The sequence below is a fragment of the Pseudomonas sp. NPDC088429 genome (assembly GCF_044753305.1).
Lineage (GTDB): Bacteria > Pseudomonadota > Gammaproteobacteria > Pseudomonadales > Pseudomonadaceae > Aquipseudomonas > Aquipseudomonas rustica.
This window is the reverse complement of record NZ_JBIVMX010000029.1, coordinates 10878-24134: the sequence shown is the minus strand read 5'-3', so window position 1 is coordinate 24134 and position 13257 is coordinate 10878. Positions and strand designations below refer to the sequence as shown.

General features: G+C 55.9%; 14 protein-coding genes. 2 read left to right on the top strand and 12 right to left on the bottom strand.

Annotation, left to right across the window (positions count from 1 at the left end; translation table 11 throughout):
- Positions 1-58 precede the first annotated feature (58 nt).
- The 12 genes from ACIP66_RS16030 to ACIP66_RS15975 form a co-directional block, all read right to left on the bottom strand.
- Positions 59-1555, bottom strand: a complete 1497-nt coding sequence (locus ACIP66_RS16030; protein ID WP_400649100.1) for a phage tail sheath subtilisin-like domain-containing protein — start codon at positions 1553-1555, stop codon at positions 59-61.
- Entirely contained in the window at positions 1555-1734 is a 180-nt protein-coding gene (locus tag ACIP66_RS16025) for a DUF2635 domain-containing protein (protein WP_053117680.1), read from the bottom strand. Before ACIP66_RS16025 ends, ACIP66_RS16030 begins: the two co-directional genes overlap by 1 nt.
- A complete protein-coding gene (locus ACIP66_RS16020) occupies positions 1731-2315 on the bottom strand; it encodes a hypothetical protein (protein WP_400649098.1) in 585 nt (194 codons plus the stop codon). The genes ACIP66_RS16025 and ACIP66_RS16020 overlap by 4 nt, the downstream gene beginning before the upstream one ends.
- Positions 2316-2513: 198 nt before the next feature.
- On the bottom strand, positions 2514-2852 hold the full coding sequence (locus ACIP66_RS16015; protein WP_053117676.1) for a phage holin family protein: 339 nt from the start codon (positions 2850-2852) through the stop codon (positions 2514-2516).
- Between the two features lie 147 nt (positions 2853-2999).
- Positions 3000-3548 (bottom strand): hypothetical protein, encoded by a 549-nt coding sequence (locus ACIP66_RS16010; RefSeq protein ID WP_282359061.1) that lies wholly within the window; start codon positions 3546-3548, stop codon positions 3000-3002.
- Between the two features lie 119 nt (positions 3549-3667).
- Positions 3668-5341, bottom strand: coding sequence for a colicin-like pore-forming protein (locus ACIP66_RS16005; RefSeq protein WP_400649096.1), 1674 nt, complete (start codon positions 5339-5341; stop codon positions 3668-3670).
- 57 nt (positions 5342-5398) lie between these two features.
- A complete protein-coding gene (locus tag ACIP66_RS16000; RefSeq protein ID WP_371925983.1) occupies positions 5399-5554 on the bottom strand; it encodes a Com family DNA-binding transcriptional regulator in 156 nt (51 codons plus the stop codon).
- Between the two features lie 579 nt (positions 5555-6133).
- The gene (locus ACIP66_RS15995; protein ID WP_053117672.1) at positions 6134-6871 is read right to left on the bottom strand and encodes an XRE family transcriptional regulator; all 738 of its coding nucleotides are present in this window, start codon (positions 6869-6871) and stop codon (positions 6134-6136) included.
- 75 nt (positions 6872-6946) lie between these two features.
- Positions 6947-7129 (bottom strand): hypothetical protein, encoded by a 183-nt coding sequence (locus ACIP66_RS15990; protein WP_159813127.1) that lies wholly within the window; start codon positions 7127-7129, stop codon positions 6947-6949.
- A 51-nt stretch (positions 7130-7180) separates the two neighbouring features.
- Positions 7181-7636, bottom strand: a complete 456-nt coding sequence (locus ACIP66_RS15985) for a DUF1090 domain-containing protein (RefSeq protein WP_400649094.1) — start codon at positions 7634-7636, stop codon at positions 7181-7183.
- Between the two features lie 564 nt (positions 7637-8200).
- Positions 8201-8692 carry a hypothetical protein gene (locus ACIP66_RS15980; RefSeq protein WP_400649092.1) on the bottom strand — a complete coding sequence of 164 codons (492 nt, stop codon included), beginning with the start codon at positions 8690-8692 and terminating at the stop codon, positions 8201-8203.
- Positions 8659-9387: a DNA-binding protein gene (locus ACIP66_RS15975; protein WP_159813119.1), complete on the bottom strand. Its 729-nt coding sequence runs from the start codon at positions 9385-9387 to the stop codon at positions 8659-8661. The genes ACIP66_RS15980 and ACIP66_RS15975 overlap by 34 nt, the downstream gene beginning before the upstream one ends.
- Positions 9388-9596: 209 nt before the next feature.
- On the opposite strand from ACIP66_RS15975, the gene mutS reads away from it, so the two are divergent.
- The gene (gene mutS / locus ACIP66_RS15970; RefSeq protein ID WP_212549791.1) at positions 9597-12167 is read left to right on the top strand and encodes a DNA mismatch repair protein MutS; all 2571 of its coding nucleotides are present in this window, start codon (positions 9597-9599) and stop codon (positions 12165-12167) included.
- A gap of 163 nt (positions 12168-12330) precedes the next feature.
- A complete protein-coding gene (gene fdxA, locus ACIP66_RS15965; protein ID WP_008077096.1) occupies positions 12331-12654 on the top strand; it encodes a ferredoxin FdxA in 324 nt (107 codons plus the stop codon).
- Positions 12655-13257: the final 603 nt, after the last annotated feature.

Genomic DNA, 13257 nt, shown 5'->3' with positions numbered 1-13257 from the left:
CCCTTGAATAAAAAAGCCCACGCGAGGTGGGCTGAATGCTTGCCGTCAAACGCGCGGATCAAGCCGCGTCGTCGTACTGCAGACGGAATTGGTTGAGCAGTGCGAACACGCGCAGACCGTTGATGTAATCCGGCGGGAACAACACGTTCACGCGGCTAGGATCCTGCACGTCGCGCTCGACGATCAGGTGCTCGGCGAACAGCTCGGCGTTCTCCACGTGGCCTTCCAGTTCGAGTTTGGCGTACTGCGCAATCAGCTCTCCGCGAATGGTGCTCGGCGTGACGATCGGCTGGCCGGCGCCGAAACGGGTGCCGTCGGAAGCCAGTTTGTGCCGACCGTACTTGCTGGTGATCACGCTTTGCAAACGACGGACGATGAACGCCGATTGGTGCATGGTTTCGCTGTCCAGATAGGAGTTGTCGGCCTGGCCGTAAGCGTTTTTCTGGTAGGTAGTGATCGAACGCTGGATGCGCACGTAGCCGCCTTCGTAGTACGCGGTGGCGATGCCGTAGTTGAGCAGCGACTGACGCTCGGTCAGGGTGAAGCGCTCGCTCGCCGGTGCCGGATCAACGCCCGGCAGGCTGCCGCTTTGCGTAGGACGGCTGGCGTCGGCGGAGATGAATACGGCGGTGCGTGCAGCCAATGCAGCGGCTTGTACCCAGAACGGTTGCGGAACGCCCGGCTCCAGCGCCTGAATGGTCATGTGCTGGTCGTTGCGCGCCTGGCCGGCGGCAACCAGAGTGCCAACGGTGCCGCGCTTGGCGCTGTAGACGTGACCGAACAATTGCTTGGCCCACGACCAGCGACCGGTGCTGTCATCCATGACCGCTTGCCAGGTGTTGAGGGTCGACAGATCCGACCACGGCAAGGCGATGAATTCGAACGGCTCATCACCCAGTGCGGCGATGGCTTCGACCTGATCCGGCACACCGGCGCCGCCGGTCATGGCGGTGATTGCGGAGGTCAGACCGGCCGGAGTTTCTTCGCCGTTGCTCTTGCCCAGACGATTGAATTGCAGGCTGATGTCGTTGCCGCTGTCGCCCGTCCATTTGGCGTTCAGGGTGACCACACCTTCGGCAGCGGCAGCGCTCACCGGCAGGTCGGCGGTGGCGTTGATTTTCTGCGCCAGCGCGGTCGCGGCCTGAGCGGCGGTAGCACCGTTGACCACGGTGGCTTGCACTCGCACACCGCCGACATACAGATTCAGCACGCCAGCCTGAGTGGCGGCGCCGGTCAGGGTCAGCACGCCTTTGGCGACCGCGCCTTCAGCGTTGTGCAGCGGCAGGCACCAGATCTCGCCGATCGGGTCAGCCTTGCGGAAGGTCTCGTACATCGCGGCGAGCATCGAGCCCTGACCGCCGATGCTTTTGGCCAGCGCAACGCTGGAGACCAACACCAGTTTGCCGACCTCGGTCGGCGCAATGTTGTCGTTGACCTGAGCGACGATCAAACGACGCAGAGTCGAGCTCGCGCTATTGGCGGCCGAGTTGTCCATTTCGGCATAGAACAGCGGTACACGAATGTCCGCGGGGATGTTACTGAATCCGATCGCCATTATTTGGCTCCCTTTTGTTTAGCGGTTGCGGTTTTGAGGGTGATATCGCCGTCGGCCAGACGTCGGCGCCACCAGGCGCTGTCCAGCACTTCACGGCCTTCCAGCGGCAGCAGATCGCCCGCCTCCGGGTCAGGTACGACGCGGCCGGCGGCCGGCAGTACGGTGATGCGATTGCTCATGGGGTTACGTCTCCAGAGAAAGTCATTTCCACGCGCCCATCGGGGCCCGGGCGTTTCAGATTGGGGTCGGCCGGGTCGATCGCATCGACCCGCACGGTGGCCCCGGTAAAGGACGACAAACCGTCCAGTTCGCGTTCGTGCCAACTCTCCGCAGGCTGACTCGGCAGATTGCGGCCGAGCTGGAACTCGGCAAAAAAACGCAGCCGGTAAAACGCCCGGCTGCTGTTGATCGACAGCAATTCACCGCCGTCGTAGACGATGGCGCTGTAGTCGGTATCGGGCTTGAAACCCACCAGCGCACGCCACAGTTCGGCGCGCAGGTCGTGCAACAGATCCAGCGCTTTTGTGGGGTCGCTGGCGTCGAGCGCCAGAACGATTTCAAAGCGGTCGCGGATCGGTTGGGTGGTGAGGTTTTGTGCGGTGCTGTTGCTGGCCAGATCGGCGAGCGGCAGCACGTGGGCCGAAGGTGTCGGCAGAGCGGAATTGCCCTGCAACAACGCCAGATCGACCCCCACCGAAATGTGATCGGCCAGGCTGGGGCATTGCGCACGCAATTGCGTGAGGATCGAAGTGATCTTCATGGGGGTATTCCAAATTATGAAACTGACCACAGGTCACTGTAGGAGTGAGCCTGCTCGCGATTGCGGTGGATCAGTTAGATGAAGTTCGACTGTGGCACCGCTATCGCGAGCAGGCTCACTCCTACAAGGGATTTGCGGCGTTTTCAGGTCAGTCTTAAGCAGCGACTTCAGGACTGAGGCGCTGTAGAAAATGCAGAATTACTGCGGATCGCGCGGCGGAATTTCGCAGACGCCAATCCGCTTGGCCGCCCAGCGTTCATAAAGTCCGATCGCCACATCGGCCCCGGCCATCGCAGTCAGGCAACCAAAAGCGCCAGCCGCCCAGATCGACATGCCAGCGGCATACAGCAGCATGATCGCCGAGACACCGCAGATCATGCAGGCGCCGGAGCGCAGGGCCAGGCGGCGCATCAGCGACCAGCCACGGGCGCCCTCTTTGTCAGCGCGCCACATTTCGCCGGACACCCCGCCCACCACGGCAAGGAGGATGACCAGCCAGATCGGCATGTCTGCCAATGCTTGTTGCTCGTTTGTCATGTCACGCATCCTTGAGGATTTGATGAGTGAAAAGTGTTTGATTTCAGAGAGCGCTGGACTGGATAGAGCACGCGCAAAAAAGCTCGTCAGTTAATTTACTTCGAGCTTTTCTAATCTACGAGTTAAGGACATTCGGTTGTCAGCGCCTCATTGCAGAGGCGGGGAATTCTTTTTGCTCAATCGATGACCTATAACGACAGGTAAATGCCGAAAGAGCAAATACGTGGACAGCACCATCACATTCAGTAAAAACATAACACCGCATGAGAACAGAATGTAGGCGATCGGATTGCGACCAAATAAAGACAGGGGCGCGCGAGCATGAGCCAGATCAGTTTCGCGCATATAAAGCATCCAAAAAACCAAAATCATCAGAAGCACCCAACCTGCCAACAAAGACATCATCTTGAAAAGAGAGCTCTCCTCATACTCGGCATCCTCGAACAATGAGTTCTTCACAACCAGACAAGTAAACAAAACAGAAAAAAATGGAGACAACCATCCTATATAATTAACCACAGTACTGGACAGGGTATAAAATCTTGAAGAAATAAAACCAGCCCCTGTCAGCCAATAGCCGTCGACTATTGACCGGGGCAGTGAAAACATTCCGCTGCGTGCATCGTCAGAAATAAAGAACGCAAAAACAAACAAAGGCGCCCAGGACAGCAAGAGCAAGACCACCGGAATTTTCATTTTAATGAAGCGTTTACCTGAAACCCTCACGGCTCCCCCTTGTTATTGACCAGTGCCCTCGGCGCGAAAACACCGAGGGCAAATTCCGGTCTAACAGACTTCGCTAGTCCGGCATAATGCTATTTAAAAAAATAGCCATTGATTTCATCAACTTTCGCCGCGTCAATGTACGCAGAGATTAATGCCATCAGCACTGCAACTGCTGGAATGGAAACGATAGCAGGGATACCGAAGAGCGCCAAAACCACGGCCAACAATGCTCCCGCTGCAGACGCGGCAGCAGTGCCGACCGCCATCGATTCGATTTCGAGACCCAACGGTTTCCAGTCACCGGTCTCATAACCAGAAACTGCTTTCTGTCGAATAGCTTCTCCCTGAACAATCTTCCCAACCACGCCGAAGGCTTTACCCAGTCGCGTCAAATTGGCTGCAAAAGTGGCTTTATCCAGTGCCTTCAGAGCATCGGCGACGGCTTTGGAATCCTGGCCACTGAGCTTTGCCCGCGGATTGCTGCGAACCGTTTCAAATGTCGCCATGGCGTCGTTGTAGCTGCGGATTTTCTTCCCGGAAATATTGCTCTGAAGATCACGGGCAACCTTACTCATACGCTCGCCGTATTTAGTCAGAATCTCCTCATTGGTGTCTGCCAGAAAGCTCAGACCATCCTTCAAAGACTCTGCCTCCAGATAGGCTTGCGCGGTATTAAGCGCAGGCAGTCTGCCCTCCAGGCTGTTTATTTCCCGCGTGATGACGTCGGCACGATACGCCGTACTGATCAATGAAAGTTCGTGCTCGAAAGCAGCATCGGAAGGCAATTTTCCGTCCCTTGCCCGTTCGAGGAAACCCTTCAGATCGCTATTTTTGAAATCCACGCCGGGATACTGCGACAGCGCGAAATTCAAAGCCTTCAAGGAATCGTACTTACGCTGCGACAGCACATTGACGACAGCCAATGCACGGCTGACCCACTCACCAGCCGTTTGCTGCGGGAGAGGTCCTATCCTTGCGTTTTCGGCATCAAGTTCGGACTGCACTTTGGGTTCGACAGCCGCGACATCAGCGTTGTATTGATTGACGATGGGATTGCGTCGCGCAGTCAGCTTTTCGCCCCAGGCACGAATCTCTGCCCACATGGTGGCTTCTTTTACGGCAGCCTGGTTCTCCGTCAGTTGCAAAGCATCAAGAAAACGAAGAACAGACGTGTATTGGGTGTTCAACGCCGTGACCGTATCGGCATGCAACTTTGCTGAATAGGCTGCACGATAGGAACGCTCCCATGCCTTCAAAGAGTCGGCATACTGAATCTTGCCTTTTTCAAAATTATTAAACGCCTTGAGTGCGATTTCATTTTGCGTTTTTGGTAACGGGTCACTGCCGAAGAAACTATTCGCCGTAGCGGCATCCGCCTGATAGGCCGCTGCCTTACGTGTGACAAGTGTCTGGCGGACGGACATCTCGCGTTTTACCGCTTCGACGGGAGGTAGACTATTAGTTCCAAATTCCAGTCGCGTCGCCGCCAGTTGAGCTTCAATGGATGCTGCCAACGCCTGCGAGTCCGCGGCATACTGATCTTGCACTGGCTTCAGAATCGCATTGGTAAATGCAACCGTATAGGAGATGGAGGTGTTGAGCCGTCCCATCACCGTGCTCATTTGATGCGAAGTAAATACCGGCATACCGACATAATTACCAGGAATGAAGTTGTAACCACCGCCATTGCCCCAGTCTCGAACAGGGTCATATTTGTTATCAGGGTATACAAAACTTGTATCAAGCAGAATTGGACCAGCCATGACAATCTCCGAATATCTTGTGCAAACATGCACTTGATGAAGTCGAGCATGTATTACTCAACTTCCGCTCTCTGGCGCTGTTCGAGACTCATCGGTCTTCATGTTATTCAAGGTTCCACAGCGTGGACACTTGATTTGTATTTCGCTATACCGTCCCGCCCGGGCCAGAAGCTTGTTGCACTTTCCACATCTGCATTCCGTTAGCATGTGCAAGTCCCTTTGTTTGTGCATGGTGTCATGCCAATCGCACCTGCTACCTGCGACCCGCCATCTCTCATGCTGTCCCATAGATGGAATTTCAACAGTCCGACCGGCTTGCGAGAGATAGGCATTCCAAAAAGCCCGGCAGTCACCCGCCAGGCTTTTCAGTAATGCGCTCCTTCGCCTCCCTTCAATTCCCGTAACCAAGAAGGAAGCTGACTTTTCGGCGCTACTGGCGCGGTACGAGTCCATTCAGATTGTTTTTCCGACCGCGGTCCCTGCCCGCCGGATAACTGCTTCTGGTGCTTTACGCTGCACACCCGGGTCAGTTGCCAACCCTCTGAACCGTTGAGGCCGGTTCATCGCTGCCTGTTCTTGTCGAACTAAAGAGCTTGTCTTGCCAGCCGCTTTGTCGAGCGGCTTGGTGACAAGAATATGCATGGATGCATATACAGTCAATGCATAAATGCATTTATTTATGCACAAAAAATGCACGAGCGCATGAAAAGCCGCGTGGTTAAAGGTCTTGGTGGCTTTTTCAAGGCGAAAAAAAACCCGCCGAGGGGCGGGTTTTATCTGACGGTGATCTGCTTATCGGGCGTACATGCCCCACCAGAAGACGTGACCAATGATGACGATCTGCTCTTCCTGGATTTCCTGGAAGCTGTAGTCCTCGTCCGGATGTTCGTCGCGATTGAAGCTGCGCAAACGGATGCCGGTGGGCAGGCGATAGAGTTGCTTCACCCGCAATTGACCGTTGTGGTTGATTGCATAAAGGTCGCCATCGATGATGTCGCCGATGCCGCATTTGCCGGCGTTGACACCGACGGTGGCGCCGTCTCGCAGCACCGGCAACATACTGTTGCCGCGCACGGTCACGCATTTGGCCTGGTCGAATTGCACACCGTTATGGCGCAAGCTGCGCTTGCCGAAGCGCAGACTAGAGCGCTCGCTCTCTTCCACGATGAATCTTCCTGATCCAGCCGCCAATTCAACCTCGCGAAGAAACGGTACCGACACCTCGTCATCATCGACCGGTGTGTCGTCGTCCCACAGGCTTATGTCCTTGAGTTCCGCGTGCACATCATTGTTGCGCGCGCCAGCGCTCGCCGGCGGCGCATCCGCGCGCCCGCGCAACAAGTCGGTGCTCACGGCGAAGTACTCGGCGATCTTCGAGATATGTTTATCCGAGGGATCGACGATCTTCCCGCTGAGAATTCGCGAGAGAGTGGATTGCGGCACGCCGGTGCGACGGTGAAGCTCCGTGGGGGAGATCCCGTGCTGATCAAGCAGTGCTCTTAAGACGGTTGCTACATTGCGTTTTTGCATAACGCGCATAGTGCTTGAAGTTTTATCTCAAGACAAATGCCGAATTGCATAAAAGGCGCATAAAAAACGCATAAATCAATATTTGACGCGTCGAGCCGCCGCGTTGGCGCGTTTGATCCGATCATTGCGCGCCTTTTTGTCGTAATCGTCTTTGGCGCCCATGATGCCACCGGCGGCGTGTACCCAATCGGTGGCGGTGCAGCCGGTGAGCAAAATGGCTGAGGTAAAGATTGAAGCGAAGATCACTGCGGTTTTCATTTGAAGGTTTCCTGAGGGCATTGCCACATACATCGTTCACAACGGCGGCTGTTATTCATCCACAAGCCGCTGCAATTTTTCCTCGGCGCGTTCGAGCCTGGCTTCATGCTTCTTGATGACTTTCACATCGCCGTACTGACGCGCTGCTTTCAGATGGTTTTGTCGGCGCCGCACTTCGGCTTCGGCCTTGCGAATCGCTCTTGAATGATCATCCTCGGCAGAAGGCTCTCGGCAATAACGCTCGACATTGGCCAGCGCCTGCTCAAGTCCGGCCTGGCGATAAACGTTATCCGCCGCTTCTGCACGGTCTATTTGGCGAATAAGTTCAGCGCGGCGCTCGGCGCAACTTTGTCGCGAGTCGGCGAATGAGTTTTCAATGATAAATACGCCGCTGACTGCGAGGGACAGACTGCAGAAAAGACTCAGTTTCATGAGGCATACCCCAAGTAACTTCTCTCGCCATAATGCCCACGGAGATAACTGACGCGAGACCAGGCATCGCGACAATTCAAGTTTCTTTGTATCGCAGTTAATGCTGCCATGACCATGTCGCGACAACGTTCCTTGCACATCGGAAAGTGTTCAACCATCCACGCCATCGGCACATAAACATGATCAAAACAGAGCAATACCGGCGTACGATCAGATAACGTGGAAATGCTCACGTCTTTTTCTTTTCCACCGATCGCCGCGGCAACAAATACAGTGCCTTGTCTATTTATCGCAATTGATCGTTTCCAGACTGGAGCCTGAACGCCATATGCACTGCGCACGCAAAACCAGAGCATGTATAAAACCCCTCAACACTCTAAACATCGTCACATTCTTCAAGGCAATAAAAACAGCCGAACTGCGCGGACTCTCCGGTGCCGTCGCAGAGGCTGTTGGCTTGAATCGCTTCCTTTGTAGGAGCTGCCGAAGGCTGCGATCTGTTGATCCTGATCTTCTCAAAGCAAGATCAAAAGATCGCAGCCTTCGGCAGCTCCTACGGGGAATGACATTAACAATGCGGGGCTGTCGTGGCCTTACTGGCGTCTTACTCAGTCTTACTTAGTCGCGCCGGGGGCTGAGTCAGCGAGGGACGTGGCAGACACCATTGATCAGGTTGTTGATGTTGTAGTAGTACTCGGCATCGGAGAAATAATTGAAGGTGACCATGCCGCCTTGAAAGCCTCGCTCCATAAACGGCAGTTCATCTCCAGCGGTATCGGCATCGAACTTCACAACAGAACGGGTTTTGAACAGAAACCTTGAAGTATCCAGATGCGTCAGGGCAATGTCGAACTTTCGATCATATGTGAAGACTTTCCCCTCTGGCGTTTTCACTACGTAATACACATAGAGAGCGCCTTCCTTTGGATCAATCGTCATATCACCGACACCATGCCAGCGGACTTTGTGATCATGGGTATGAACGAAGTCAATAGAAGCAAAACACGGTGCACGTGGAATATCACGATTGATCAAGTAGAAATACCTGACCACCAGTCCACCGAAAACCAACACAGAGGCGATTGCCATCAATGCGATTATTTTTTTCCAACGAGCTGATAATTCACGCATATGGCCTCCCCTTTACTTTCAGGCTTGACGCACTTGATCAATAACTGGGAGAGCGGCTTTCTTACATAATAATTAATGTCGGATAACACAATGGGCGGTTCAAACTCGCCGAGTGCTTTTACAATCTCGTCCTTGGACATCTTTTCACTTTCTTCCACATACAACTGCGCATCACCGTCTTGCCAGATGAGTTTCCACTCTTCCAGGTCGGCTGGTTTTTTAAACATCAGGTAGGCGTAAAACAAAGGAAGCGCGATAGCCGGTACAACCAATGCAGGCAGCAGAAAACGCCAGTAGCGGCGCCGCGGCTTCGTCACCGAGATGACCGCCGGCGCTGCCGGTACGGACTCAGGCACCTCTGCGCTGATCAAACGGATCTCACACAACAGCACCACGCCCCGGCGCGGCAACGTCTTGAGGCTGTCACGCGGCAAACCGACATCAGCAAAATGCGTGCGCAGCATGTGCAGCGTCTTGTAATAACTGCTGTCGGAAATCACCAGCCCGCGCTCACCCCAGACCCGCGAAATCAGCTGCTCCTTGTCCGTCACCCCGGCAATCAGCGCCAGCAACAGATCACTCTCATTACTGCCCAGAATGACCGACTGCTGCGCCCGAGTGAGGGTCATTTTTTCTGCATCGTAGTAACAATCGCTCGATGACGATCCCGAGCCGATGCCTTCAGACTGTTCCACGCCGCTTCCTCAACTGACCTTCAACCCACCAACTCCAATGATTCGATAGCTTTTCGGCACTATAGGACACAATGCCAACCCGAGCGGCGGCGCGTTGCTGCATCCACCTCAAAAAAACTTCATACTCCGCCCACTGAATCAACTCAGGGGCCTGCACCTCTGCCCCGACACATTTTCTCGGTATAGCTAAACCTCTGATGAATAAAGCAATTTCAGATCTGTCCTCCCACACTCCGATGATGCAGCAATACTGGCGGCTGAAGAATCAGCACCCGGATCAGCTGATGTTCTACCGCATGGGCGACTTCTACGAGATCTTCTACGAAGACGCGAAGAAGGCTGCCAAGTTGCTCGACATCACCCTGACCGCGCGCGGGCAGTCGGCGGGGCAGGCGATTCCGATGTGTGGGATTCCTTACCACGCGGCGGAAGGTTATCTGGCGAAACTGGTCAAGCTCGGCGAATCCGTGGTGATTTGCGAGCAGGTCGGCGACCCGGCGACCAGCAAGGGTCCGGTTGATCGTCAGGTCGTGCGGATTCTCACGCCGGGTACGGTCAGCGACGAGGCGCTGCTCGATGAGCGCCGTGACAACCTGATCGCCGCGCTGTTGGGAGACGAGCGTCTGTTTGGTCTGGCCGTGCTGGATATCACCAGCGGCAACTTCAGCGTGCTGGAAATCAAGGGCTGGGAAAACCTGCTGGCGGAACTGGAGCGCGTCAACCCGGTTGAGTTGTTGATCCCGGATGACTGGCCACGCGACCTGCCAGCGGAAAAACGCCGTGGCGTCAGCCGTCGTGCGCCGTGGGATTTTGAGCGCGATTCGGCGCTGAAAAGTCTCTGCCAACAGTTTTCCACTCAGGATCTGAAAGGCTTCGGTTGCGAGAACCTGACGCTGGCCATCGGCGCTGCCGGTTGCCTGCTGGCCTACGCCAAAGAAACCCAGCGCACCGCCCTGCCCCATTTACGCAGCCTGCGTCACGAACGTCTCGATGACACCGTGGTGCTCGACGGCGCGAGCCGTCGCAACCTCGAACTCGACACTAATCTGGCCGGTGGCCGCGACAACACTTTGCAATCGGTGGTCGATCGTTGCCAGACCGCAATGGGCAGCCGTCTGCTGACGCGTTGGTTGAACCGTCCCTTGCGCGACCTGACCGTGTTGCTGGCGCGCCAGACCTCGATCACTTGCCTGCTCGATCGCTACCGTTTCGAAAAGCTGCAACCGCAGCTCAAGGAAATCGGCGACATCGAGCGGATTCTCGCGCGAATCGGCCTGCGCAATGCCCGTCCTCGTGACCTCGCCCGCCTGCGCGACGCCCTCGGCGCCCTGCCTGAGCTGCAAGTGGCGATGACCGATCTGGAAGCGCCGCACCTGCAAGGTCTGGCGACCACCACCAGCACTTACCCGGAACTGGCGGCGCTGCTGGCTAAAGCCATCATCGACAACCCGCCGGCGGTGATCCGTGACGGCGGCGTGTTGAAAACCGGTTACGACAGCGAACTCGACGAGCTGCAATCGCTGAGCGAAAACGCCGGCCAGTTCCTTATCGATCTCGAAGCCCGCGAGAAGGCCCGTACCGGCCTGAGCCACCTGAAAGTCGGCTACAACCGCATTCACGGCTACTTCATCGAATTGCCGAGCAAGCAGGCCGAGTCGGCGCCAGCGGATTACATTCGCCGGCAAACCCTGAAAGGCGCCGAGCGTTTCATCACGCCTGAGCTGAAAGAGTTTGAAGACAAGGCGCTGTCGGCCAAGAGCCGCGCCCTCGCCCGCGAGAAAATGCTCTACGAAGCGTTGCTGGAAGACTTGATCAGCCAGTTGCCACCGTTGCAGGACACCGCTGCGGCGCTGGCCGAGCTGGACGTGCTGAGCAACCTCGCCGAGCGTGCGCTGAACCTCGATCTGAACTGCCCGCGTTTCGTCAGCGAGCCGTGCATGCGCATTACTCAGGGTCGTCACCCGGTGGTCGAGCAAGTGCTGACTACGCCGTTCGTGGCCAACGACCTGAGCCTGGATGACAACACGCGCATGCTGGTGATCACCGGCCCGAACATGGGCGGTAAATCCACTTACATGCGCCAAACCGCTTTGATCGTGCTGTTGGCGCACATCGGCAGCTTCGTGCCGGCAGCCAGCTGCGAACTGTCGCTGGTCGACCGCATCTTCACGCGGATCGGTTCCAGCGATGACCTCGCCGGTGGCCGTTCGACCTTCATGGTCGAGATGAGCGAAACCGCCAACATTCTGCACAACGCCACCGAACGCAGTCTGGTGCTGATGGACGAAGTCGGTCGCGGCACCAGCACCTTCGACGGTCTGTCGCTGGCATGGGCGGCGGCTGAGCGTCTGGCGCATCTACGCGCGTACACGCTGTTCGCCACTCACTACTTTGAACTGACCGTGCTGCCGGAAGCCGAGCCGTTGGTGGCGAACGTTCACCTCAACGCGACCGAGCACAACGAACGCATCGTCTTCCTGCACCACGTGCTGCCGGGGCCTGCCAGCCAGAGCTACGGCCTGGCGGTGGCGCAACTGGCCGGTGTGCCAAGCGAAGTGATCGTGCGGGCTCGCGAGCACCTGAGCCGACTGGAAGAAACCGCGTTGCCCCATGAAGCGCCGAAACCGGCGGCCAAGGGCAAACCGGCGACGCCACAGCAAAGCGATATGTTTGCCAGCCTGCCGCACCCGGTTCTCGATGAGCTGGCTAAACTGGATCTGGACGACCTGACACCACGCCGTGCGCTCGAAATGCTCTATGCCCTGAAGAACCGGATATAAGCACTGAAGAAGCGGATATAACGCAAACGGCTTCAAGCTGTTAGAATCTCGCGCGGTTTGGGATGCTGCTGGCTAATAGCCTGGCCAGCAGGTATCGCTCCCGAACCTGGCGACCCCAACCGTGAAGGGGCAACGCTGCCGCCGCCTGAGGAGAAAATTAGAAATGACCTTCGTCGTCACCGACAACTGCATCAAGTGCAAGTACACCGACTGCGTAGAAGTCTGTCCGGTGGACTGCTTTTACGAAGGCCCGAACTTCCTGGTGATTCACCCGGATGAGTGCATCGACTGCGCCCTGTGCGAACCAGAATGCCCGGCCGTGGCCATTTTCTCCGAGGACGAAGTTCCGGAAGAGATGCAGGAGTTCATCCAGCTCAACGTTGATCTGGCTGAAATCTGGCCAAACATCACCGAGAAGAAAGAATCGCTGCCGGATGCCGAAGAGTGGGATGGCGTCAAAGGCAAGATCAAAGACCTCGAACGCTGATCTGTCACGCGCTCGAATAAAAGGCCCCTTGCGGGCCTTTTTGTTTGTCTGCGATTTACTTTTCTGCGGGCAAAAAAAGGGGCGGTTTGACCCGCCCACATTTTTTCCCTAATCCCTGTATTCCTTTTCATCGTCCTGATGAATCGCATCCTGCGATGTCCATTCCCTTCTTCCTTGAAGGGCGTGTCTGTCCGTCGACACAACCTGAATACTAGAGGGTTCTGCGGCGGGGGCAATCGGCCTTCCGTGCTGAAATCGTTTTTCATAACCGCTTCATATTTCAAAATAAGCTTACCAGTCAGTAGGTTACCGATCGCGAACTGACTGAATGGGCGTCTGCCGAAGTGTAAAAATAACGAACACCTACGAAAGAGTAAGCCAAGGCTTACAGCAGCAAACTACAAATCCGCCCCCTGTAGGAGCTGCCGAAGGCTGCGATCTTTTGACCTTGATTTTAAAAAGCAGAATCAAAAGATCGCAGCCTTCGGCAGCTCCTACAAAAGCAACAGCAACAGCAACAGCAACAGCAACAGCAACAGCAACAGCAACAGCAACAGCAACAGCAACAGCAACAGCAACAGCAACAGCAACAGCAACAGCAAC

Coding starts and splice junctions, on each gene's coding strand:
- ACIP66_RS16030 (WP_400649100.1), bottom strand. CDS start 1,555: ATGGCGATCGGATTCAGTAACATCCCCGCGGACATTCGTGTACCGCTG.
- ACIP66_RS16025 (WP_053117680.1), bottom strand. CDS start 1,734: ATGAGCAATCGCATCACCGTACTGCCGGCCGCCGGCCGCGTCGTACCT.
- ACIP66_RS16020 (WP_400649098.1), bottom strand. CDS start 2,315: ATGAAGATCACTTCGATCCTCACGCAATTGCGTGCGCAATGCCCCAGC.
- ACIP66_RS16015 (WP_053117676.1), bottom strand. CDS start 2,852: ATGACAAACGAGCAACAAGCATTGGCAGACATGCCGATCTGGCTGGTC.
- ACIP66_RS16010 (WP_282359061.1), bottom strand. CDS start 3,548: ATGAAAATTCCGGTGGTCTTGCTCTTGCTGTCCTGGGCGCCTTTGTTT.
- ACIP66_RS16005 (WP_400649096.1), bottom strand. CDS start 5,341: ATGGCTGGTCCAATTCTGCTTGATACAAGTTTTGTATACCCTGATAAC.
- ACIP66_RS15995 (WP_053117672.1), bottom strand. CDS start 6,871: ATGCAAAAACGCAATGTAGCAACCGTCTTAAGAGCACTGCTTGATCAG.
- ACIP66_RS15990 (WP_159813127.1), bottom strand. CDS start 7,129: ATGAAAACCGCAGTGATCTTCGCTTCAATCTTTACCTCAGCCATTTTG.
- ACIP66_RS15980 (WP_400649092.1), bottom strand. CDS start 8,692: ATGCGTGAATTATCAGCTCGTTGGAAAAAAATAATCGCATTGATGGCA.
- fdxA (WP_008077096.1), top strand. CDS start 12,331: ATGACCTTCGTCGTCACCGACAACTGCATCAAGTGCAAGTACACCGAC.